This window comes from Pantoea sp. AN62, assembly GCF_050432985.1.
Classification (GTDB): domain Bacteria; phylum Pseudomonadota; class Gammaproteobacteria; order Enterobacterales; family Enterobacteriaceae; genus Pantoea; species Pantoea brenneri.
In genome coordinates this window covers 20,513-43,058 of sequence record NZ_JBNPYB010000004.1, presented here as the reverse complement: position 1 = coordinate 43,058, position 22,546 = coordinate 20,513, and the positions used below count along the sequence as shown (strand labels likewise).

General features: G+C 56.5%; 22 protein-coding genes. 9 read left to right on the top strand and 13 right to left on the bottom strand.

The genetic code is table 11. The features are described from left to right. Positions 1 to 33: 33 nt before the first annotated feature. The gene (dnaB, locus tag FHW04_RS06065; protein WP_031375516.1) at positions 34 to 1,440 is read right to left on the bottom strand and encodes a replicative DNA helicase; all 1,407 of its coding nucleotides are present in this window, start codon (positions 1,438 to 1,440) and stop codon (positions 34 to 36) included. Positions 1,441 to 1,536: 96 nt separating this feature from the next. Here dnaB and FHW04_RS06060 point away from each other — a divergent pair, with 96 nt between their 5' ends. Next, positions 1,537 to 2,520 carry a quinone oxidoreductase gene (locus FHW04_RS06060; protein WP_031375517.1) on the top strand — a complete coding sequence of 328 codons (984 nt, stop codon included), beginning with the start codon at positions 1,537 to 1,539 and terminating at the stop codon, positions 2,518 to 2,520. Between the two features lie 207 nt (positions 2,521 to 2,727). Here FHW04_RS06060 and pspG read toward each other — a convergent pair whose 3' ends face one another. From pspG to FHW04_RS06045, 3 genes are all read right to left on the bottom strand, one after another. Beyond that, positions 2,728 to 2,994: an envelope stress response protein PspG gene (gene pspG, locus FHW04_RS06055; protein ID WP_069729440.1), complete on the bottom strand. Its 267-nt coding sequence runs from the start codon at positions 2,992 to 2,994 to the stop codon at positions 2,728 to 2,730. A gap of 177 nt (positions 2,995 to 3,171) precedes the next feature. Next, a complete protein-coding gene (dusA, locus tag FHW04_RS06050) occupies positions 3,172 to 4,167 on the bottom strand; it encodes a tRNA dihydrouridine(20/20a) synthase DusA (RefSeq protein ID WP_031375519.1) in 996 nt (331 codons plus the stop codon). Between the two features lie 106 nt (positions 4,168 to 4,273). Then, positions 4,274 to 5,524, bottom strand: coding sequence for a conjugal transfer protein TraF (locus tag FHW04_RS06045; protein ID WP_089561277.1), 1,251 nt, complete (start codon positions 5,522 to 5,524; stop codon positions 4,274 to 4,276). Positions 5,525 to 5,974: 450 nt separating this feature from the next. Here FHW04_RS06045 and zur point away from each other — a divergent pair, with 450 nt between their 5' ends. Further along, positions 5,975 to 6,496 (top strand): zinc uptake transcriptional repressor Zur, encoded by a 522-nt coding sequence (zur, locus tag FHW04_RS06040; protein WP_072051006.1) that lies wholly within the window; start codon positions 5,975 to 5,977, stop codon positions 6,494 to 6,496. A gap of 72 nt (positions 6,497 to 6,568) precedes the next feature. Here the strand turns inward: zur and FHW04_RS06035 are convergent, their stop codons facing one another. From FHW04_RS06035 to FHW04_RS06020, 4 genes are all read right to left on the bottom strand, one after another. Next, positions 6,569 to 6,781 carry a CsbD family protein gene (locus tag FHW04_RS06035; RefSeq protein ID WP_031375521.1) on the bottom strand — a complete coding sequence of 71 codons (213 nt, stop codon included), beginning with the start codon at positions 6,779 to 6,781 and terminating at the stop codon, positions 6,569 to 6,571. Positions 6,782 to 6,960: 179 nt separating this feature from the next. Beyond that, a complete protein-coding gene (dinF, locus tag FHW04_RS06030; RefSeq protein ID WP_089561276.1) occupies positions 6,961 to 8,283 on the bottom strand; it encodes an MATE family efflux transporter DinF in 1,323 nt (440 codons plus the stop codon). 104 nt (positions 8,284 to 8,387) lie between these two features. Continuing rightward, positions 8,388 to 9,002: a transcriptional repressor LexA gene (gene lexA, locus FHW04_RS06025; RefSeq protein ID WP_031375523.1), complete on the bottom strand. Its 615-nt coding sequence runs from the start codon at positions 9,000 to 9,002 to the stop codon at positions 8,388 to 8,390. A 105-nt stretch (positions 9,003 to 9,107) separates the two neighbouring features. Next, positions 9,108 to 9,476, bottom strand: coding sequence for a diacylglycerol kinase (locus FHW04_RS06020; protein WP_031375524.1), 369 nt, complete (start codon positions 9,474 to 9,476; stop codon positions 9,108 to 9,110). A gap of 128 nt (positions 9,477 to 9,604) precedes the next feature. Between FHW04_RS06020 and plsB the strand changes: the two genes are divergently transcribed. After that, a complete protein-coding gene (plsB, locus tag FHW04_RS06015; RefSeq protein ID WP_031375525.1) occupies positions 9,605 to 12,028 on the top strand; it encodes a glycerol-3-phosphate 1-O-acyltransferase PlsB in 2,424 nt (807 codons plus the stop codon). A 231-nt stretch (positions 12,029 to 12,259) separates the two neighbouring features. On the opposite strand, the gene ubiA is transcribed toward plsB, so the two are convergent. From ubiA to FHW04_RS05995, 4 genes are all read right to left on the bottom strand, one after another. Further along, the gene (ubiA, locus tag FHW04_RS06010; protein WP_089561275.1) at positions 12,260 to 13,144 is read right to left on the bottom strand and encodes a 4-hydroxybenzoate octaprenyltransferase; all 885 of its coding nucleotides are present in this window, start codon (positions 13,142 to 13,144) and stop codon (positions 12,260 to 12,262) included. Positions 13,145 to 13,155: 11 nt separating this feature from the next. Then, on the bottom strand, positions 13,156 to 13,668 hold the full coding sequence (gene ubiC, locus FHW04_RS06005) for a chorismate lyase (RefSeq protein WP_089561274.1): 513 nt from the start codon (positions 13,666 to 13,668) through the stop codon (positions 13,156 to 13,158). 86 nt (positions 13,669 to 13,754) lie between these two features. Continuing rightward, entirely contained in the window at positions 13,755 to 14,165 is a 411-nt protein-coding gene (gene psiE, locus FHW04_RS06000) for a phosphate-starvation-inducible protein PsiE (protein ID WP_031375527.1), read from the bottom strand. 71 nt (positions 14,166 to 14,236) lie between these two features. Beyond that, the gene (locus FHW04_RS05995) at positions 14,237 to 14,944 is read right to left on the bottom strand and encodes a UTRA domain-containing protein (protein ID WP_094106250.1); all 708 of its coding nucleotides are present in this window, start codon (positions 14,942 to 14,944) and stop codon (positions 14,237 to 14,239) included. 216 nt (positions 14,945 to 15,160) lie between these two features. On the opposite strand from FHW04_RS05995, the gene FHW04_RS05990 reads away from it, so the two are divergent. The 6 genes from FHW04_RS05990 to FHW04_RS05965 all read left to right on the top strand — a co-directional run bounded on the left by FHW04_RS05990 (position 15,161) and on the right by FHW04_RS05965 (position 21,425). After that, positions 15,161 to 16,222: an ABC transporter substrate-binding protein gene (locus FHW04_RS05990; RefSeq protein WP_031375529.1), complete on the top strand. Its 1,062-nt coding sequence runs from the start codon at positions 15,161 to 15,163 to the stop codon at positions 16,220 to 16,222. 20 nt (positions 16,223 to 16,242) lie between these two features. Continuing rightward, a complete protein-coding gene (locus FHW04_RS05985; protein WP_031375530.1) occupies positions 16,243 to 17,055 on the top strand; it encodes an alkaline phosphatase family protein in 813 nt (270 codons plus the stop codon). Continuing rightward, complete coding sequence (locus FHW04_RS05980; RefSeq protein WP_031375531.1) at positions 17,052 to 17,897, top strand: ABC transporter permease; 846 nt, start codon at positions 17,052 to 17,054, stop codon at positions 17,895 to 17,897. The genes FHW04_RS05985 and FHW04_RS05980 overlap by 4 nt, the downstream gene beginning before the upstream one ends. An 11-nt stretch (positions 17,898 to 17,908) precedes the next feature. After that, a complete protein-coding gene (locus FHW04_RS05975) occupies positions 17,909 to 18,694 on the top strand; it encodes an ABC transporter permease (RefSeq protein WP_031375532.1) in 786 nt (261 codons plus the stop codon). 2 nt (positions 18,695 to 18,696) lie between these two features. Continuing rightward, positions 18,697 to 19,689 carry an ABC transporter ATP-binding protein gene (locus FHW04_RS05970; RefSeq protein WP_069729431.1) on the top strand — a complete coding sequence of 331 codons (993 nt, stop codon included), beginning with the start codon at positions 18,697 to 18,699 and terminating at the stop codon, positions 19,687 to 19,689. A gap of 110 nt (positions 19,690 to 19,799) precedes the next feature. Further along, positions 19,800 to 21,425, top strand: coding sequence for a Na/Pi cotransporter family protein (locus FHW04_RS05965; protein ID WP_046289211.1), 1,626 nt, complete (start codon positions 19,800 to 19,802; stop codon positions 21,423 to 21,425). Between the two features lie 67 nt (positions 21,426 to 21,492). Here the strand turns inward: FHW04_RS05965 and panS are convergent, their stop codons facing one another. Then, positions 21,493 to 22,428, bottom strand: coding sequence for a ketopantoate/pantoate/pantothenate transporter PanS (gene panS, locus FHW04_RS05960; RefSeq protein WP_089561273.1), 936 nt, complete (start codon positions 22,426 to 22,428; stop codon positions 21,493 to 21,495). Between the last annotated feature and the right edge of the window lie 118 nt (positions 22,429 to 22,546).

Sequence of the window (22,546 nt, the reverse complement as noted above, 5' to 3'; positions counted from 1 at the left end):
GCACAGATCGTGCATGACAGCACAAAGAAGGGATTATTCGTCGTCGTATTGCGGACCCGCGTAGTTATCGAAACGCGACCACTGTCCGTTAAAGGTCAGACGCACCGTGCCGATGGGACCGTTACGCTGTTTACCGAGGATGATCTCGGCGATCCCTTTAAGATCGCTGTTTTCGTGGTAAACCTCATCGCGATAGATAAACATGATCAAATCCGCATCCTGCTCGATCGAGCCCGATTCACGCAGATCCGAGTTCACCGGCCGCTTATCGGCACGCTGCTCCAGCGAGCGGTTAAGCTGCGACAGCGCCACCACCGGCACATTCAGCTCTTTGGCTAACGCTTTCAGTGAGCGCGAGATCTCGGCGATCTCCAGCGTACGGTTATCCGACAGGGAAGGCACGCGCATCAGCTGCAGGTAGTCGATCATAATCATGCTTAAGCCACCGTTTTCACGGTAGATGCGGCGGGCGCGCGAGCGCACTTCGGTCGGCGTCAGGCCAGAAGAGTCATCAATGTACATGTTCTTCTTCTCCAGCAGGATGCCCATGGTGCCGGAGATACGCGCCCAGTCCTCATCATCCAGCTGGCCAGTACGAATACGGGTCTGATCGACCCGCGACAGCGAAGCCAGCATACGCATCATGATCTGTTCGCTGGGCATTTCGAGGCTGAAAATCAGCACCGGTTTGTCCTGCAGCATCGCGGCGTTTTCGCACAGGTTCATCGCGAAGGTGGTTTTACCCATTGAGGGACGCGCGGCGACGATAATCAGGTCAGAGCGCTGCAGGCCCGCGGTCTTCTTGTTCAGATCCTGATAGCCGGTATCCACGCCGGTGACGCCATCGTGCGGCGTCTGATAAAGCGATTCGATACGTGAGACGGTCGCCTCAAGGATCTGCTCAATATTTTTCGGGCCAGCATCCTTACTGGCACGCGCTTCGGCAATTTTGAAAACGTTGGATTCGGCGAAATCCAGCAGCTCTTCGCTGTTGCGGCCCTGCGGATCGTAGCCAGCATCGGCAATCTGGTTGGCGACCGAAATCATCTCACGCACTACCGCACGTTCACGCACGATGTCTGCATAAGCGCCGATGTTAGCCGCGCTGGGGGTATTTTTCGCCAGTTCAGCAAGGTAAGCAAAGCCGCCAGCCATCTCCAGCTCGCCGCGGGTTTCCAGCGATTCAGAGAGAGTGATCAGGTCGATTGGCTTGCTGTTTTCCAGCAGCCGCTGCATCTCGGAAAAAATCAGCCGATGCGAGCGGTTGAAGAAATCATTGGCGACCACGCGCTCGGAGACGTTGTCCCAGCGCTCGTTATCCAGCATTAACCCACCGAGCACCGATTGCTCCGCTTCCAGCGAATGCGGGGGCATTTTCACGCCTTCCAGCTGGCGATCCTGCGTTTCGTTCGATTTGTTGGTGGGTTTATTTCCTGCCATAGTGAATGCATTACCGATGTTCTGTGGGGACGCGCAAGTATACCTCAGTTGGGGTGCGCGCCTCACCCTCATGATGAAACAATCACAGGAGTCAGAATGGCAAAGCGTATTCAGTTCAACGCGCACGGCGGTCCGGACGTTTTACAGTGGGCTGATTTTGAACTTGCCGATCCTGCCGGTAATGAGGTGCAGGTAGAAAATCGCGCCATCGGCATTAACTACATCGATACCTATCTGCGCAGCGGGCTCTATCCGGTGGCAGCCTTCCCGTCCGGTCTCGGTACCGAGGCGGCGGGCGTCGTTACCCGCGTCGGCCGTGACGTGACGCTGTTTAAGCCTGGCGATCGGGTGGTCTATTGTCAGGCAGCCCTCGGCGCCTACAGCGAAGCGCACAACGTAGCAGAAGATCGGCTGATGCACCTGCCCGACGCGATCGGCTTTGAGCTGGCGGCAGCCAGTTTTCTGAAAGGGCTGACCACTCAGTATCTGCTGCGCCAGACCTATAAAATCAAAGCGGATGAGACCTTCCTGTTTCATGCCGCCGCCGGCGGTGTCGGGCTGATTGCCTGCCAGTGGGCAAAAGCGTTGGGCGCGCACCTGATTGGTACCGTCGGTTCGGCTGAAAAGGCGACGCTGGCGAAGAATGCCGGTGCCTGGGCAACAATTAACTATCGCGAAGAGGATATCGCCGCACGCGTCAGCGAGCTTACCCAGGGGAAAAAGGTTGGCGTAGTGTATGACTCGGTCGGTAAAGATACCTGGGAAGCATCGCTGGACTCGCTGCGTCGTCACGGTCTGATGGTCAGTTTCGGCAACGCTTCCGGCCCGGTGACCGGGGTTGATCTGGGCATTCTGAATAAAAAAGGCTCACTGTTTGTTACCCGCCCGTCGCTGTTCGGTTACATCACTAACCGTCAGGAGCTGGAAACCGCCAGTGCCGAACTCTTTTCGCTGCTGGCCAGCGGCGCGATCAAAGTGGACGTGCCGGAACAGCAGAAGTTTGAATTGAAGGAGGCGGGCAAAGCGCATCAGATGCTGGAAAGCCGCGCTACTCAGGGGTCGAGCCTGCTGATTCCCTGACCATCGGCAACGCCGTCTGGCATACAAAAAGGGCTTCCCGCAGGAAGCCCTTCTCTTTTTTTATTTTCGTTCGCGCTGGTGTAGGGACAGCGGCGATGAATTCGTTTCGACTCAACGACGACTATCCTGCCAGAAAACATAAGTAAAAAATATGTTTAATTGCAGATATCGTCTAAGCAAAACGTCACACTGTGATCATCTCCGCATTTAACGCCAGCCTTTTCGGTCTAAGTTGTTGATCTTACGCTTTAGCTTACGCCATTCTCGCGTGTTGCGATCGCCGAAAAAGGCGCGATGCAGCCAGACCGCGACCACTGCCAGCACCAGCCACGGCAACACTTTGATAACAAGTGCAAACAGTCCACCGACGAACATTACCAGCGTGGCGACCACCAGCGCAGCCAGTACGCCGAGCAATGAAACACCGGTCAGCAACAGCATCAGGAAAAACCCCAATACAAATAAAATTTCCACGTTAGCGCTCCTTATTGAGACTCATTGTGTCAATCTTTACAAGAAACGTGCCAATGTTTAACTGCTTGTTTTACCTGACAACAGCCCGGTGTGGCTATCCTGCAAGCAGTCAAAATAACCAAAAAATGGCGCAAAAAAAACCAGCCATTGCGGGCTGGTCTCCTGGGCGCAGGTCGATCAGGCTTCCTGCGGGATTTTGTCCGCCACCAGTGCCAGTGCAGCTTCCAGTACGCGCACATCCGCGCCTGGTTTGTGGGCATTTTCACTCAGGTAGCGTCGCCACTGGCGTGCACCCGGAATCCCCTGGAACAGACCGAGCATATGACGTGTCACATGGCCCAGATAAGTGCCCTTCGCCAGTTCGGCTTCAATATAGGGGTACATGGCGCGGACCACCGCCACCGGATCAGCCGCCGGATGCTGACGACCAAACAGTTGCTGGTCCACCTGTGCCAGAATGCCGGGATTTTGATAGGCTTCACGCCCCATCATGACGCCATCAAGATGCTGCAGGTGGGTTTGCGCCTCTTCCAGCGTTTTCACACCGCCGTTAATCGCCAGCGTCAGGTGCGGGAAGTCCCGCTTCAGCTGATAAACCCGTGGATAATCGAGCGGCGGAATTTCGCGGTTCTCTTTCGGGCTGAGACCTGATAGCCAGGCTTTACGCGCATGAATGATAAACGTCTCGCATCCACCGCGCTCGGCCACTGTCCCGACAAAATCGGTCAGAAACTGATAGCTGTCCTGTTCATCAATCCCGATGCGCGTTTTCACCGTCACCGGAATCGACACCACATCACGCATCGCTTTGATGCCGTCAGCAACCAGATCGGCTTCTGCCATCAGGCAGGCCCCGAAGCGGCCATTCTGCACCCGGTCAGAGGGACAGCCGACGTTCAGGTTCACTTCATCGTAACCGCGCTGCTCTGCCAGTCGGGCGCAGTGCGCCAGCGCAGCGGGATCGCTGCCGCCCAGCTGTAAGGCGACCGGATGTTCATCCTCGCTATAGGCCAGGTAATCGCCCTTACCATGAATAATCGCGCCGGTAGTCACCATTTCGGTGTAGAGCAGCGTATCGCCGGTCAGCTGGCGATGAAAATAGCGGCAGTGGCGATCGGTCCAGTCGAGCATCGGGGCAATCGAGAAACGTTGCGAAGAAACAGTATCGGTCATGAAGCGCAGATAATCCGGTAAATGAGGGTGATTGAATTCTGTGCAAGGATAACACAAGGGCGGGCGATAGTGCATCGCCCGCCCCGAACTGCGGTATCAAAGAAGATCAGAAATTGAAGCCCAGCTGCATCATCGCGCCCCAGGTATTGTTCGCCCCGACCGAGCCAGCCAGATCCAGATGCACCGCTTTATTAAACGGTGACAGGCCGAAACCGGCGGTTGCGACGTTTTCATCGTTCGAACGCATATCCGCACGATAACCGGCACGTAACTGTAACCAGTCGAGCACCCGATATTCCGCACCGACCGCCGCATACTGGCTGTTTTCCTGCGTTTTGAAACGCTTGGTTTCAGTCAGGTCGACATCGCCGGTCACGGTGAACGGACCTTTATCCCAGGCCAGACCGGTGGTGACCAGCGGACGGATCTGGTAAGTATCACGGAAGCCGTTGACCTCTTTGGTCTGCAGATCGCGGGATACCAGGTTTTGACCGGTGATGCCCAGCGTCCAGTTTTCAGCAAACGTGGTCGCCAGACCGGCATCAACGTTAAAGCCGGTGTCCGTGCTGCGATACTGGCTATTGTTGATGTCACTTTTGTCGTAGTTGTAAATGCTGGCGGTGTAGTTATACAGCCAGGTTTTTTGCAATTTCGGCGTGACGCCTACCGACACCGGCTGACCGGCAATGGTGAACTCATGCGCCAGTGCGACGCCATAATCGGTGACCAGCGCCGCCAGGCCGTTGGCGCTGGAGCGCAGATTGTCCTGATCGCCCGGACGCGGAAGCACCGTGCCGTTAGCTACGCCGCGCAGATAGTCGATATCGCTCTGGACCACATTGGCTCGCACATGTGCCGATCCATAGGCTTTGGTGATAAAGGCGAAAGGTAGCGTCTCGTTGGGAATAGTGACCGCCAGCGCCACCCCGGCGTTGCCGTCCGCTTTGTTGCCACGCAAATCACTTAACTGGTTAGCGACATCGCCTGAAGCAGCGCGCACTTCAGGATAGCCACGCAGATAATCGGCAAAGGTCAGGTTGCCGATCACCTCGCGGTAGCGATCAACGGTATCGGTGATGTCATCCACTTTGTCGAGCAGGTGATCTTTGTCGGTGACCTGAATACCGGCTGAAGGGAAAATAATACTGACGCTATCGTCGGGTTTAGCTCGCGTCATTAAAGCCGGGTTGGCCAGCACGGCTGAGCCATAAAGAGAAGATGCGACGCCGGTTCCGCCCATGGCGTCATTGCGTGCATCATACCAGGTCCCCGCCGCCATGGCGGAAGAAGAAAGGAAAAGCGCGTTCACTACAGCGGTGTACTTCAGCGCTGAGCGTTGAGCGGATTTTTTCACCATTTGCCTGCCATCACCTGAGAAAGTGCCGTTGAAACATTCAACGACTGAATAGTTTGTTAGCCCTATTGTGAACCCTGGCTAACGCGTTATTGCTGTGAATTCAAAGGAAACAGTCGCTTAATTCAAAGGATTGGATGTTTTCCAATCAATAAAACTTTATTTTTGTTCAAAATACCCGGTAATAAATAAAATAATACCAGACATTTCTTAAGTCTTGCTGAACATTACTTCTTAACTCAGTGAGATGCAAAGCAAAAGCGCTGAAAAGGCCACCTTAACCGGTCGGCGAGTGGATCTGATTGGGTGCCGATAGCGGCCTCTCCTGATGCTCACACAGCGTTTTTAATCGACCACCGGCCAGAATTTGCTGTTTTATCAGGCAAAAACCAACCTCTGCGCCGCGAAAATTTGTGTGATAAAATAACATCACTTATCCAGCGGAGAGTTTCCATGTCAAACATGACGTCACAGCAAATAATGACCCAGGCGGAAAAACTGTGCCTGCAGCGCGGCGTGCGTCTGACATCGCAGCGGGCTGAAGTGTTGCGATTAATGGCTGAGCAGCCAGGATCGATCAGCGCTTATGATCTGCTGGATCAACTCCGGGTTAGCGAACCCCAGGCCAAGCCCCCTACGGTCTATCGGGCGCTGGACTTCCTGCTGGAACAGGGCTTTATCCACCGGGTGGAGTCCAATAATAGCTACGTAATGTGTCACCATTTCGAGGCACCGGCACACACCTCGGTCATGCTGGTGTGTGATCGCTGTGCGGCGGTAACCGAAAAGCAGGCGCAGGGAGTAGAGAAGATTATCGCCACACTGGCTGGTGAGGCACAGTTTGCCCTGCGTCATAGCGTGATTGAAGCGCATGGATTATGTGAGAATTGTGTCGAAGTCGAAGCCTGCACCCATCATGAAAGTTGTCAGCACGATCATCAAAGTGAGGGTAAAAAGCGGGGAAAACGCGGGTAATGTGCACATCCTTGTGCGGTTGCCGGTATGAGCGTACCGGCGGGTAGGAGCTTTATCCGTAAATCTTTGTGATTACCAACGGTAATCTTTGTTCTGACCTTCCCAGTCCGTTACTTCACGCTCTGCATCTTCTTTCGCATAGCCGTAACGTTCCTGAATTTTTCCGACCAGCTGATCGCGTTTGCCTTCGATAACCTGCATATCATCGTCGGTCAGCTTGCCCCATTTCTCTTTTACTGTGCCTTTGAACTGCTTCCAGTTACCGCTCGCTTGATCTTTATTCATGGCAGACCTCTATGTCATCCTTTGGTTACATCATTTATCTTGAAAGAAAACAAAATGACGATATGACGATATAAAGCGCTGGTTCACTGCGCTGCTTACGGTTAATTGTAGTAGAAGATTTTAGGTTTGCCGGAACAATACAGAATAATCTGTAGCCGGAGGACATCAGATGCCAGCTATCAGGCGTTAAACCAGCTGTTCTGCTGCCAGTGTTTACGCCAGATCAGCCACAGCGACAGGCCACGCAGCGCCAGGAAAACGGTGACCGCCAGCCACAAGCCGTGGTTGCCCAGCAGCGGGACGCTAAGCAACGTCAGGAAGTAACCAAGTGCCGCCACCATCATGCTGTTACGCATCTCCCGGCCGCGGGTTGCACCGATGAACATGCCATCCAGCAGATAGCACCAGACGCCCGCCAGCGGCAGGATCACCTGCCATATCAGATAGCGATCGGCCGCCTGTTGCAGCTGTTCAATCGAGGTCAGCAGCGCCACGATATGCGAGCCGAAACACGCATAAATTACTGAGAACATCAGAGCCACCACCAGCGCCTGTCGGCAGGCAGAATGCCAGACGCGCAGCAGCCTGCTGCCATCTTTCGCGCCATGCGCCTCACCGGCGAAGGCTTCGACTGCGTAGGCAAAACCATCCAGCGCATAGGCGGTAAAGGTGATAAACATCAGCAGCACGGCGTTCACCGCCACCACCTGCGGACCGATACGTGCGCCCAGCACGGTCAGCGAGGCAAAACAGAGCTGCAGCATTAACGAACGCAGCATAATGTCGCGATTAAGACGCAGTAGCCGCTGAATATCGCCGCGCCAGCTCTGCTTCAGCATTGCGGTGGTGATGCCACGTAGTTTCAATACCCGCCAGACCATCACTGCCCCGACGACCAGCGTTATATACTCCGCCAGCGCGGTCGCGGTTGCCGCGCCTGCCACTCCCCAGTGCAGCCCCATCACCAGCCACAGATCGAGCACAATATTGACCAGATTGCCGATCACCAGCAGGATGACCGGCGCACGCGCGTACTGCACGCCCAGCAGCCAGCCAAGGATCACCAGATTTGCCAGGGTGGCGGGCGCACTTAACCAGCGGATCTGAATAAACAGTGCCGCCTGTTGCAAAACTTTGGGATCGCCGCCAATCAGATCGGCCGCCAGCGTAGTAATCGGCGAGCGCAGGCAGATGAACAGCACGCCAGCCAGCAGCGCAATAATTAAAGGCTGGGTCAGCGCACGTGCCAGCGCCATTTTATCGCCGGCACCAAAAGCCTGCGCCGTCAGGCCGGTAGTACTCATCCGAAGGAACAGCAGCAGCATGAAGAGGAAACTGGTGACTGTCGTGCCGACCGCAACCCCGCCGAGATAGACCGGGCTGTCGAGGTGACCAATGACAGCAGTATCGACCACCCCCAGTAAGGGAACGGTGATGTTAGAAAGGATCATCGGCAGCGCCAGCCGCCAGAGGTTTTTGTCGGTAGCCGTTAAAAAACGCATTCGCAGTTCCGTGCTCGGTGTCGCTGCAGAGAGGGGAGCAGCAGCGACAAAATTAGGGCAGACAGAATAGCATCAGACGCTACGAATGCGCGGTTATGTCAGACTCAGAGCCATTCGCCGTTGCGAACCACACCGACCGCCAGACCTTCTACCGTCAGCGACTGGGCGCGCGTATCGACAATGATCGGCTCAAAATCACTGTTTTCAGGCAGCAAATGCACAATAGCACCCTGCTTCTTCCAGCGTTTAACCGTCACTTCATCATCAATACGGGCCACAACAACCTGGCCGTTGCGTACGTCCTGGGTTTTATGTACCGCGAGCAGGTCGCCATCCATAATCCCGATATCTTTCATCGACATTCCACTGACGCGCAGCAGAAAATCGGCAGAAGGTTTGAACAGGCCCGGATCCACTTTGTAATGGGTTTCGATGTGCTCCTGCGCCATGATCGGCTCACCGGCAGCAACCCGGCCAATCAGCGGCAGACCTTCAGATGCTTCTTCTTCCATCAACAGGCGAATACCGCGAGAGGCGCCAGAGACAATCTCAATCACCCCTTTGCGTGCCAGTGCCTTCAGATGCTCTTCTGCCGCGTTCGGCGAGCGGAAACCCAGCTGCGCGGCAATTTCTGCACGCGTAGGCGGCATGCCCGTTTGAGTAATATGGTCGCGAATCAGGTCATAGACCTGCTGCTGCCTGCTGGTTAATGCTTTCATCCCGCCCCCTGGTTGTTTATACAGTCGCTGTGAGTATATACAGGTATTGGTGAAATGGAAACCGATTCTCAGGCAAAACGCGCCATCTGGCGCGTTGTGGAAGGCTTATCGCAAATGCGACCAAAGCAGTGCGATCCAGACAAACAGTGCCAGTAAGATGCTGATCAGCACCGCCGCCGAGCCCATATCCTTTGCCCGTCCGGCTAAAGGGTGACGCTCCTGGCCAATACGATCCACTACCGCCTCGATGGCGCTGTTGAGGATTTCAACAATGACCACCAGCACCACTGCCCCGATCATCAGGATGCGAGAGACAATATCGACATCCAGCCAGCAGGCCACAATAATGGCCACCAGCGCGGCCAGCGCCTCCTGGCGGAAAGCCGCTTCGTGTTGCCAGGCGGCACGCAGGCCCTGCCATGAGTAACCTGCGGCTTTTACTATTCTTACAAGACCCGTGGCATTATTTGCCATATAAGTGGAACCCTTTCATCGGATTGACGTCAATGTCTGGGCTGCGTGCAAATGGCACCACCACAGATCTTCGCTGCGCTTTCTGGTATGCTTGCGGCGCTTTGCTAACAAGAGGCTTCATGTTGTCTATGTCAGGTTGGCGTAAACTTTATTACAAATTACTGAATTTACCACTGTCGTTTTTGGTAAAGAGTAAGGCCATTCCGGCCGATCCCGTTTCTGAACATGGTCTGGACCCGACCCGGCCCATTATGTACGTTTTGCCTTACGATTCGAAGGCTGACTTACTGACTTTACGCGCGCAGTGCCTGCGGCATCATCTGCCCGACCCGCTTTCTCCGCTGGAGATTGATGGTTCGCTGCTGCCGCGCCACGTTTTTATCCACGATGGCCCGCGTGTGTTCCCCTATTTTGTGCCCAGCGTCGAATCGGTGAAGATTTTTCACGATTATCTGGACCTGCATCGCAATAACCCCAAGCTGGATATCCAGATGCTGCCGGTGACGGTGATGTTTGGCCGGGCGCCTGGTCGTGAGGTTCAGGGCGAAGATACACCGCACCTGCGGGTGCTGAACGGCGTGCAGAAATTCTTTGCGGTGATCTGGCATGGACGCGACAGTTTTGTCCGTTTCTCGCCGACCGTTTCGCTGCGCCGCATGGCAACCGAACACGGCACCGACCAATCAATCGCCCAGAAACTGGCCCGGGTGGCGCGCATTCATTTCGCCCGCCAGCGGCTGGCGGCGGTTGGCCCACGCTTACCGGCACGTCAGGATCTGTTTAATCGTCTGCTGCAATCGAAAGCGATTGAAAAAGCGGTTGAAGATGAAGCGCGCAGCAAAAAAATCTCCCATGAAAAAGCGCAGCAAAATGCGGTTGAGATGATGGAAGAGATCGCGGCAAACTTCTCTTATGAAGCGATTCGCGTCACCGACCGCGTCATGGGCTGGCTCTGGAGCCGGCTCTATCAGGGCATCAATGTTAATGGCGGCGAAAAAGTCCGTCAGCTGGCGCAGGATGGCCATGAAATCGTCTATGTGCCGTGCCATCGCAGCCACATGGATTACCTGCTGCTCTCTTACGTGCTTTATCATCAGGGGCTGGTGCCGCCGCACATTGCCGCCGGTATCAACCTCAACTTCTGGCCAGCCGGACCGATTTTCCGTCGTCTGGGCGCGTTCTTTATCCGTCGTACCTTCAAAGGCAACAAGCTGTATGCCACGGTGTTCCGTGAATATCTTGGCGAACTGTTCACCCGCGGTTACTCGGTTGAATACTTTGTCGAAGGGGGACGTTCACGCACCGGTCGCCTGCTCGATCCGAAAACCGGCACCTTAGCCATGACCCTGCAGGCGATGCTGCGCGGGGGGAATCGCCCGATCACCCTGGTGCCGATTTACATTGGCTACGAACATGTCATGGAAGTGGGTACTTACGCCAAAGAGCTACGCGGCGCGGCGAAAGAGAAAGAGGGCTTCATGCAGATGGTGCATGGCTTACGTAAGCTGCGCAACCTCGGCCAGGGCTACGTTAACTTTGGCGAACCACTGCCGCTGGTTAACTATCTCAACAAGCGCGTGCCGGAATGGCGTGAGTCGATCGATCCTATCGAACCGCAGCGTCCAAGCTGGTTAACGCCCACCGTGAATGACATCGCGGCGAGCTTAATGGTACGCATCAATGAAGCGGGCGCGGCCAACGCCATGAACCTGTGCGTCACCGCGCTGCTCGCCTCACGTCAGCGCTCACTAACCCGCGAACAGCTGATTGAGCAGCTTGAGTGCTATACCCAGCTGCTGCGTAACGTGCCTTATTCAGCCAACGCCACGGTGCCCGATCTCTCGGCAGAGGCGCTGCTGGATCATGCAATGGGCATGAATAAGTTTGAGAGCGAGAAAGACAGCATTGGCGACATCATCATCCTGCCACGTGAGCAGGCGGTGCTGATGACCTATTATCGCAACAACATTCACCACATGCTGGTGATGCCGTCGCTGATTGCCGCTATTGTGCAGCAGCATCAGACCATGAGCGAAGCCGAGTTGTTGCGCCAGGTGAGTCTGATCTACCCGATGCTGAAGAGCGAACTGTTCCTGCGCTGGCAGACCGATGAGCTGCCGCAACTGCTGACCGAACTCTGTCAGGAGCTGGCGCGTCAGGGACTGATTACGCTTGAGGCTGGTCAGCTGCGCTTTACGGCGGCGCGCTACCGTACGCTACAACTGCTGGCGGCCGGGGTGCGAGAAACGCTTCAGCGTTATGCCATCACCTTCTCTATTCTTAGCGCCAAGCCAGCCATTAACCGCGGGACGCTGGAAAAAGAGAGCCGCACACTGGCACAACGTCTGTCAGTGCTGCACGGTATCAACGCGCCGGAGTTCTTCGATAAAGCCGTCTTCACCTCACTGGTGCTGACGCTGCGTGATGAAGGGTATATCAGCGACAGCGGTGATGCGGATGTCGCGCAGACCCTGGCGACCTGGCACATTCTGGCCGATCTGGTCACCAGCGATGTACGCATGACCATCGAAAGCGCCGTGGCCCACGACTAAATGCCCTGCGCAGTAAAAAGGCGACCCCGAAAGGTCGCCTTTTTTGTGCCTGAATGATGTTGCAGCCTAATCCTTTCCTGCCTGACTCGTTGCCTGATCCTTTCCTGCCTGACTCGTGGCCTGATCCTCTGCTGCCTGACTCGTTGCCTGACTGCGCGCCAGGTACCGTTGCGCTGAATCGCGTCGGGACTTAGCGCGCCTGCAACCCGCCCGGCCTGTCGATCACCACGATCACAACAGCTGGGTAAACGGCGGGGTGTTCATCAGCACACCGAGGAACAGCACCAATCCGACATAGTTGTTGTTGAGGAAGGCTTTAAAGCAGGCAGGGCGTTCACGCTGGGCGATCAGCGTTTGCTGGTAAATAAACAGGCCAGCTGCCAGCAGTAGCGTCCCGTAAAACGCCACGTTGAGCTGCAGCAACATGCCAACCCATGCCATCAGCAGCAGCGTTGCCAGTTGCAGCAGGCCGATTATCAGCTTGTCGAAACGGCCAAACAGAATCGCGGTCGACTTAACGCCAATCTTCAGGTCATCGTCGCGATCCACCATCGCGTACTGGGTGTCATAAGCCACCGTCCAGCAAATGTTGGCGCAGAATACCAGCCAGCAGACCAGAGGTAAGGACTCACTAACTGCCGCCCAGGCCATCGGAATCGCCCAGCCAAACGCGGCCCCCAGCACCACCTGCGGCAGATGGGTATAGCGCTTCATAAACGGATAAACCCAGGCGAGCGCCAGACCGACGACCGAAAGCAATATCGTCATCAGATTCATGGTCAGCACCAGCGCAAACGCCACCAACGCCAGCCCGGCAAATAACAGTTTGGCTTCTCTGGAACTGACCGCGCCGCTAGCTAAGGGCCGATGCTTTGTCCGCTCAACATGCCCATCCACCTTACGGTCAGCAAAGTCGTTAATGACACAGCCGGCTGCACGCATCACGAAAACGCCGGCAACAAACACCAGCAGCACCGGAAGCGGCGGGATCGCCATATCAGCCAGCCATAAAGCCCACAGGGTGGGCCACATCAGCAACAGGGTGCCGATCGGCTTATCAATGCGCATCAGGCGGCTGTAGGCCTGCCATTTATTGATGTGTAAACTCTTTTCCACCACAGATTTCCTCAGGCCAGATCGCGATAAAGCGGCGAAGCCGGTAAAAACAGTTCCGTCAGCAACAGCGGTTTGCCGGACAGTCGCAGACGCGAGCGGCGTCCCCACAGCGCATCAACCTTGCCCGGTTCGATAAAATCACGGGTCAGGGTTGAAGAGGAGAACAGATAACGTCCCAGCGGGCGCGTACCCAGCTGTTGCAACATCGCCTCAGGACCATTCAGGGTACTTTCCGGCACCAGCGTGCGACCCGCCAGCCAGGGTTCACCGTCGCCGAACAGCAGCACTTCCCGCAGCCAGAAGCGTTTGTCGTCCGGTAAAAAGGCTTTTTCCTCTCCCAACTCGCTGGCATCAATAAAGCCTTCACGTACCGGCTCTACGGTAACCTGCTGGCAATGCTGCTCAAAACGGCGCGTCATGGAGTCTTCTTCCATCAGCCAGTCGAGCAGGGACGGCGCAAGCGTAGCCTGCGTCGATGAAAGCCAGTTGATCGCACGTAATAAGCTGAGCGCGTCTTGCGACATAGCACCACTCCCAAAAATTTTCAGGGCGTCAGTTTAGCGCAGAGTCGCGGCATGAACACCTGCCGTCGTTACCGACGGCAGAGGGTTTATTCGCGTTTGAGGCGGTTGCTGTTCGCCAGCCACAGCGTCACCACCAGAATCAGGATCGCGGCGGAGTAGCAGAGGGTATCGAAAGGATTTTTATGATCGACAATAATCAGGCGAATAATTGCGGTAATGCCGATATAGACAAAATAGCGTAACGGGAAGTGATAGCCAGACTGAAAATACTTCACAATCAAAGCGATAAACTCAAAATAGAGGAAATAAATGACAATTCCCTCTATCAGCAGATAGGACGAAGCCTGTTCACCGGTGCTGAACAGCACGTTAGCCAGGTGAATGGTTTCTTTGCCGAGAAAGACGATAAGGATAATCGCCAGGCTAAGCAGACCCAGATTCAGCACCCATTGCAATACGGTCGCAAGGTGGCGGGCCAGGGGATTCTTGTCACTCATGTAGCGCCTCAGAAGAGAGTTAATAGCGGACGCTATCATGCGTGAGTGTGACCTGAATCACAATATGGCCCTCAGGCTTCGACATCAACACACAGCGCATCGTAGCGCCAGTATTCACAGTCGCAGTCAATCACCTGTTTTTGCCGATCGCGATTAATCCGGGTAATCAGCAGGCCCGGACTGCCAGGCGCGACGTTCAGCGCCGGCGCGGCGATCTCGGGCAAAGGGCCGGGCAGAATGGTAAAGCGCGCCCCGCCGTAGCGAATACCGTAGCGCTGGTCATAGAGATCGGTCAGTGAACGGGTAAGATCTTCATCCAGCAGGCCGGGGAAAAAACGCGGATTAAGGTAATGTTCAACGTACAGCACCGCCCGTCCGTCAATGCGCCGCAGGCGGCGAATGCGGTAAACCGTTGATCCCGGCGCCAGCAGCAGCGCTGTCGCTATCTCGCCCTGCACCGCGACCTGTTCAGCCGCGATCACTTCGGTGGTCGCCTGACGCCCCTGTTCCGTCGCCATGGCATGAAAATGGCTGTGATGCAGCGGGTTATAGATCAGTCGTGGCGGTGCGATAAACCAGCCACGGCGCAGTTCACGGTAAATCATTCCCTGCGCCTCCAGCTTGCCTAACGCTTCACGCAGGGTAATGCGGGTGGTGCCAAATGCCTCGCTCAGGGCCCGTTCCGCAGGCAGTCGCCCGCCGCTGAACTCACCAGCCTGTATGCGGCTCAGCAACGCGCTGGCGATCACGTCCGCCGTTTTGAGTGCTATCGACTCCACAACAGTAGCCTCATTTTGGTGCGATTCCGCACTGTAACCGTTCAGATAAACGTCCCGGACCCTGCCTGCCGCGGTGGGACGCTGCGGGCTTGCTATCTGCTATCCGCTACGCGCACTCGCTTTGTCATAAATCGTTCATATACAGGGGCTACATTGGCTCGGTTCTTGCTGGACTAGACCAGCCAGGCCCATCAACTTACACCCGGAGCAACTGAGATGAAAGCGTTTATCGCCTCTGTAGTAGCCAGTGCTGTAGTGCTCGCCCTGCCCGTTGCGCAGGCTGCCGATAACGACCTTGCCGCGCTGGAAAAAGCCGCGCGTAGTGAAGGTCAGGTTAACAGCGTCGGCATGCCGGACAGCTGGGCCAACTGGAAAGATACCTGGAACGATATCAGCAGCAAATACGGTCTTAAACACAGTGATACCGATATGTCGTCCGCCCAGGAGCTGGCGAAGTTTGACGCTGAGAAAGAGAACGCCAGCGCCGATATCGGTGATGTGGGCGCGGCATTCGGCCCGGTGGCGGTGGCGAAAGGCGTTGCTCAGCCTTATAAACCGAGCCACTGGGATCAAATCCCCGACTGGGCCAAAGACAAAGACGGTAATTGGGCGCTGGCCTATACCGGCACCATTGCCTTCCTGATCGACAAGCAGCAGGTTAAAGATATTCCGCATAGCTGGGCCGATCTCAAAAAAGGTAAGTATGTGGTTACTATCGGCGACGTCGGCGTGGCTGCTCAGGCGGCCAATGGCGTACTGGCTGCAAACTACGCTTTAGGCGGCGATGAGAAGAACCTGAAACCGGCGCTGGCCTTCTTTGCTGACCTGGCTAAACAGGGCCGGCTGGGCGTCACCGATCCGGTGATTGCCAACATTGAAAAAGGCGAAGTACAAATGGCGGTGGTGTGGGACTTTAATGGCCTGAACTATCGTGACCAGATCGATAAAAATCGTTACGAAGTGGTGATCCCGTCTGACGGCTCCGTGACCTCTGGCTACACCACCATCATCAACAAATACGCGAAGCATCCGAATGCCGCCAAACTGGCGCGTGAATATATCTTCTCAGACCAGGGTCAGATCAATCTGGCGAAAGGTTACGCCCGACCGATCCGTGCCGAGCATCTGACCCTGCCTGCCGATGTTCAGGCTCGCCTGCTGCCGCAGTCTGAATACAAAAATGCCCGTCCAATCCACGATCAGGCCGCCTGGGATAAGTCCTCGAAAATGCTGCCGCGTCTGTGGCAGGAAAATGTCGTCATCAATATGCAGCAGTAAATCGCGGCAAGGAGAACGGAATGAAGACTATCCTGGTGGTGCTGGACGGGTTGAGCAATCAGGTCGCGCAACATGCAATGGGCTATCTGCACGCCGAATGTGCACAGGGCAACGGTCATTATTACCGTCTGACCTGTGAACTGCCGTCGCTGTCGCGCCCGCTCTATGAGTGCATTCTGACCGGCGTTACGCCGGTCAGAAGCGGTATTATTCATAACGGCGTCAACCGCTTAAGCCGCGAGCGCAGCGTATTTCACTATGCGCGCGCTGCCGGGCTGACCACGGCCGCCGCCGCTTACCACTGGGTCAGTGAACTGTATAACCGGACGCCGTTCGTGGCGGCGCGCGATCGTCATACTGATGCGCCGGAGCTGCCGATTCAGTACGGACATTTCTACTCTGATGATAGCTATCCCGATTCACACCTGTTTGAAGATGCCGAAAGCCTGCGGCTGCGCCATGATCCGCACTTCCTGCTGATTCATCCGATGAACATTGACGATGCCGGCCATAAATCCGGCCTCTCGTCACCGCAATACCGCAATCGGGCGCGGATAGCGGACGGCCTGCTGTCGCTCTGGATGCCGCGCTGGCTGGCCGAAGGCTATCAGGTGATAGTGACTGCCGATCACGGCATGAACGACGATCGCTCACACGGTGGCATTCTGCCGGAAGAGACTCAGGTGCCCCTGTTCGTTTTCGGTGCGGCTTTCTCGCTGCAACCCGACCTCCTGCCACAGCAGACCGACCTGTGCGGCACCCTGTGTGAGCTGCTTGGGGTGCCCCACGATAAGCCGCTCTGTCGCGGGCTGCTGGCGGAGCAGCGTGCATGAAGGGAAAAGTGTTAGCGCTGTTTCTGCTGCTGCCGTTTGCCCTGTTCTGGATTGCCTTTCAGCTCGCCCCGCTGCTGTGGATCACTATCAATAGCTTCTGGAGCGAGATGAACACGCGCTGGGGCTGGGACAACTATGTCGACATTCTGAGTTCGCCGTTTTATCAGCAGGCATTTCGTTTTTCGCTGGATATCTCTTTCTGGTCAAGCGTGTATGGCTTACTGATTGCGCTGCTGACCGGCTATTCGCTGCATCAGCTTGGCGGCGGTCGCCTGCAGCGCTTCCTGATTTCGTTCACCAACATGACCAGCAACTTTGCCGGCGTGCCACTGGCGTTCGCCTTTGTGATCCTGCTGGGGCTGAACGGTTTTCTGACGCTGCTGCTGCGTCATTATGGAGTCATTGACGCGTTCAGGCTGTTTTCACGTAACGGTATGGTGCTGGTCTACACCTGGTTTCAGATCCCGCTGGGCGTGCTGCTGCTCTATCCCGCTTTTGATGGGCTGAAGCGCGAGTGGCAGGAATCCGCCGCCCTGCTGGGTGCCAGCCGCTGGCGCTACTGGTGGCATATCGGCCTGCCGATTCTGTTTCCGGCGCTGCTGGGGACTTTTGTCATTCTGCTGGCCAATGCGCTCGGGGCCTATGCCACCATTTATGCCCTGACCACCGGCAACTTTAACGTGGTGCCGGTCCGTATCGCCGCGCTGGTGTCCGGTGATATCTCGCTCGATCCCAACACCGGCAGCGCACTGGCGATGCTGCTGGTGGCGATTATGGCGCTGATCACCCTGATACAGCAGTATCTGGTGCGCCGTAGCTACCTCAACGCCAGACAACCATGAAAGGAGCCGTCATGTCGCGCGCCGAACATCTCTATCATCGGGTGATGGTCTGGTTACTGTTTATTCTGCTGGCGCTGCCGCTGGTGGCGACGCTGCTGTACGCGCTGTCATCTGACTGGAGTAATACCATTCTGCCGCAGGGCTACAGCCTGAAATGGTTTATCCAGCTCTGGAGCGATGGGCGTTTTCTGACCGCGCTGGGCCATTCTTTGCTGATTTGCTTCGGCGCCCTGCTGTTCTCGCTAGTACTGGTGCTGCCTGCGATGTTTGTAATCGCTTACTACTATCCACGGCTGGATGCGGTAATGAACATCCTGATCCTGATGCCCTTCGCCGTGCCGCCGGTCGTGTCCTCGGTCGGATTGCTGCAGCTCTACTCCTCGTCACCGCTGATGCTGACCGGTACGCCGTGGATCCTGATCGGCTGCTACTTCACCATCGCGCTGCCGTTTATTTACCGCGCGCTGGCCAACAATATGCAGGCGATCAACCTGAAAGAGCTGATCGATGCTGCCCAGTTACTCGGTGCCAGTACCTGGCAGGCGGCGCTGTGGGTAGTGCTGCCTAACCTGCGTAAAGGGATGCTGGTTGCCGTCCTGCTCTCTTTCTCTTTTCTGATCGGTGAGTTTGTATTCGCTAACCTGCTGGTCGGCAACCGCTATGAAACGCTGCAGGTTTACCTCTACAACATGCGTAACGGCAGTGGTCACTTCACCAGCGCGCTGGTGATCTCCTACTTTTTTGTGGTGCTGCTGGTCACCTGGCTGGCCAATGCCCTGAATCCAGAACGAGGCTGAGTATGAGCTACCTTGAGGTCAGACAACTGAATAAGCGCTATGGGCCAACGACGATATTCGAACAGATCAATTTCAGCGCCGCCGAAGGGGAATTTGTGACGCTGCTCGGCCCGAGCGGCTGCGGCAAATCGACGCTGCTGCGCTGTCTGGCCGGTTTAACCGAGGTCGACAGCGGCGAGATCGTGATACAGGACAAGGATATCGTGCCGCTGGCCCCGCAGAAGCGCGCCATTGGCATGGTGTTTCAGAGCTATGCGCTGTTTCCCAATATGACGGTGGAGAAAAACGTCGCCTTTGGCCTGAAGATGCAGAAGCTGCCGGAGACGCAAATTCGTCAGCGGGTGCAGGAAGTTCTGGAGCTGGTCGAACTCACCGACTATGCGCGCCGCTATCCGCATCAGCTGTCGGGAGGACAGTGTCAACGGGTGGCGCTGGCCCGTTCTCTGGTCACCCGCCCGCGCCTGTTGCTGCTGGATGAGCCGCTGTCGGCGCTGGATGCGCGCATCCGTCGTCATCTGCGCGACCAGATCCGTCGTATCCAGCGCGAGCTGAATCTCACCACCCTGTTCGTTACCCACGATCAGGAAGAGGCGCTGACGCTGTCAGATCGCATCGTGCTGATGAACCGCGGCAAAATTGTGCAGAATGGCGACGCCGAAGCGCTCTATACCCAGCCGGTCGATCTGTTTGCCGCCGGTTTTATTGGCAACTACAACCTGCTGAGCGCCGAACAGGCAACGCAGCTAACCGGCCAGCCTTTCCACAGTCAGGTGGCCATTCGCCCCGAGTCGATGCAGTTCACCGCGCCAGGGCTCGGCATTCCGGCCGAAATCCTCAGTCACAGCTTGCTGGGCAACGTGATTCGCTACCGCATCCGGGCGCAGGGAGTGGAGCTTTCTGTCGATGTCCTGAACCGATCCGCCGCGGAATTACACCCCGCCGGACAGCAGATTGGTCTACAGTTAGAGATGTCGACTTTGCGCCAGGTGGCTTAAAACACAGGAAAAATTTACGCAAAGTCCGGCAATCCCCTTCACAGATTGCTCTCTCCGTCAGGCTGGCAGTCTGTGCTGCTTAAAGCCTGATGGTCGAGGAGCATCGCGACGTGTTAACCCTGCTTAATTTACTCTCTGCTGTCGCCCTGCTGGTGTGGGGAACCCATATTGTGCGGACCGGCATTATGCGGGTGTATGGTGCCGATCTGCGGCGGGTACTGAGCCGCAGCGTGGAGAAAAAGCCGATGGCGTTTCTGGCCGGCATTGGCGTGACGACGCTGGTGCAGAGCAGTAATGCCACCACGCTGCTGGTGACCTCTTTCGTGGCGCAGAACCTTGTCAGCCTGACGCCGGCGCTGGTGGTGATTCTGGGTGCTGATGTCGGGACCGCCATCATGGCGCGTATCCTGACCTTTGACCTCTCCTGGCTATCGCCGCTGTTCATCTTCTTTGGCGTGGTGTTTTTTCTCAGCCGTAAGCAGACCCGGGCCGGTCAGCTCGGCCGGGCCAGTATCGGCCTTGGGCTGATTCTGCTGGCGCTGCAGCTGATTGTCGAAGCAGCCCGCCCGATTACCCAGGCCGCCGGGGTACAGGTGCTGTTCTCCAGCCTGACCGGCGACATCATGCTGGATGCGCTGATTGGCGCCGTCTTCGCCATCATCAGTTACTCCAGCCTGGCGGCCGTGCTGATTACCGCGACGCTGACCGCCACCGGCGTCATCTCATTCAAGGTGGCGCTCTGCCTGGTCATTGGTGCCAACCTGGGTAGCGGTTTGCTGGCGATGATCAATGCCAGCGCGGCCAACGCGGCGGGCAAGCGCGTCGCTCTCGGCAGCCTGCTGTTTAAGCTGATTGGCTGCGTGGTGATCCTGCCGTTCGTTAATCTGGTGGCGGACTGGCTGGATAAGCTGCCGGTCAACGACGAAGAGCTGGTGATCTTTTTCCATGTTTTTTACAACCTGATCCGCTGTGTGGCGATGGTGCCGTTTGCCGATCTGATGGCACGTCTGTGCCGCCGGCTGATCTCTGATGACGTGGAAAATGATCTGCATCTGAAGCCGAAACATCTGGACCGCAGCGCGCTGGATACGCCGGCGCTGGCGCTGGTCAATGCCGCCCGTGAGGCGTTACGTATGGGTGATGTGCTGGAACAGATGCTGGAAGCGTTCAACAAAGTGGTGCATGGCGAACCGCGTGAAGAGCGCACAGTGCGGCGGCTCGATGATGACGTTGACGTGCTTTATACCGCCATCAAGCTCTATCTGGCGCGGATGCCGAAAGAGGATCTGCCGGCGGAAGATTCGCGCCGCTGGGGTGAAATTATTGAGATGTCGCTTAACCTGGAGCAGGCCGGTGACATCATTGAGCGGATGAGCGGCGATGTCGCGGATAAGTCGCTGGCTGCAGGCCGCGCGTTCTCCGCTGAGGGATTAAAGGAACTGGAGGCGCTGCAGGAGCTGTTGATCGCCAATCTGCGCATGAGTCTGTCGGTGTTTCTGTCGCACGACGTCACCAGCGCCAAACGGCTGCGCCGCGCCAAACATCGCTTCCGCCTGATGATTCGCCGCTATTCTCATGCGCACGTCGATCGCCTGCATCAGCAGAACGTACAGAGCATAGAGACCAGTTCACTGCATCTGGGTCTGCTGGGCGATATGAAGCGTCTGAACTCGCTGTTTTGCAGCGTCGCCTATACCGTGCTGGAGCAGCCGGATGATGAGCGTGATTACGAGTAACAGCGAATGGGCGTAACCTACAGCGCCGGGCGAAACGTGCCCGGCGCAAGCAGATTGCGGTGCAGTGTTACTCGCCGTGCCGCGTTGATCCCTTGGTGATCGGCTTACCGGACCAGTAACCGGCCAGCAACGAACCGGAAAGGTTGTGCCAGACCGAGAACAGTGCGCCAGGCAATGCCGCCAGCGGTGAGAAGTAGAGCTTGCCCAGCGTTGCCGCCAGACCGGAGTTCTGCATCCCGACTTCCAGCGCCAGCGTCCGGCAGGTTGACTCATCGAAGCCAAACAGCTTACCGCCCCAGTAACCGCCCAGCAGGCCAATCGCGTTATGCAGTATCACCACTGCGATCACCATTAATCCAACCGATCCGATAAAGCCCTGGCTACCCGCCACCACCGCGCTGATGATCAACAGAATGCAGACCATAGAAAATGCCGGCAGCCAGGGTTCGACCCGACGCACCACGCTGTTCATGCTGTGATGAATGATCAGGCCGAGGCCGATCGGGATCACCACGATCTTTACGATGCTCAGCAGCATGCCAACCACATCCACCTGAATATGGGTATCGACATACAAACGCGTTAACAGCGGCGTGGCGAACACGCCCACCAGCGCCGATACCGACGAAATGGTCACCGACAGGGCGACATCGCCCTTAGCCAGATAGATCATTACGTTACTGGCCGTGCCGCTGGCGACGCTGCCGACCAGGATCATCCCGGCGGATAGATCCGGCGGCATATGAAACAGTTTCGCTAATCCCCACGCCGCTAACGGCATCACCAGATAGTGCAGAAAAGTGCCGGCAATCACCGGCGCAGGCCGGGTCAGTACCCGTTTAAAATCGCCGATATTTAAGGTCACGCCCATCCCAAACATGATCAGCATCAGCAGGTAACTCACCCACGGACCGATGCCGAGGAAAGTGGCGGGAGAATAATAGGCGGCGACAGATAACAGCACGGCCCACAGCGGGAACAGGCGGGTGACGGTGGCGAGCATGGCCAGACTTCCTTATAAGAATGTAATGATTTATGCAGGTTTGCCATAGAGATACGCCCGACAGGAACGACTGCGCAGGCGAAGGCGGGATCATAACATTTCGTTATCACGGCGTAAG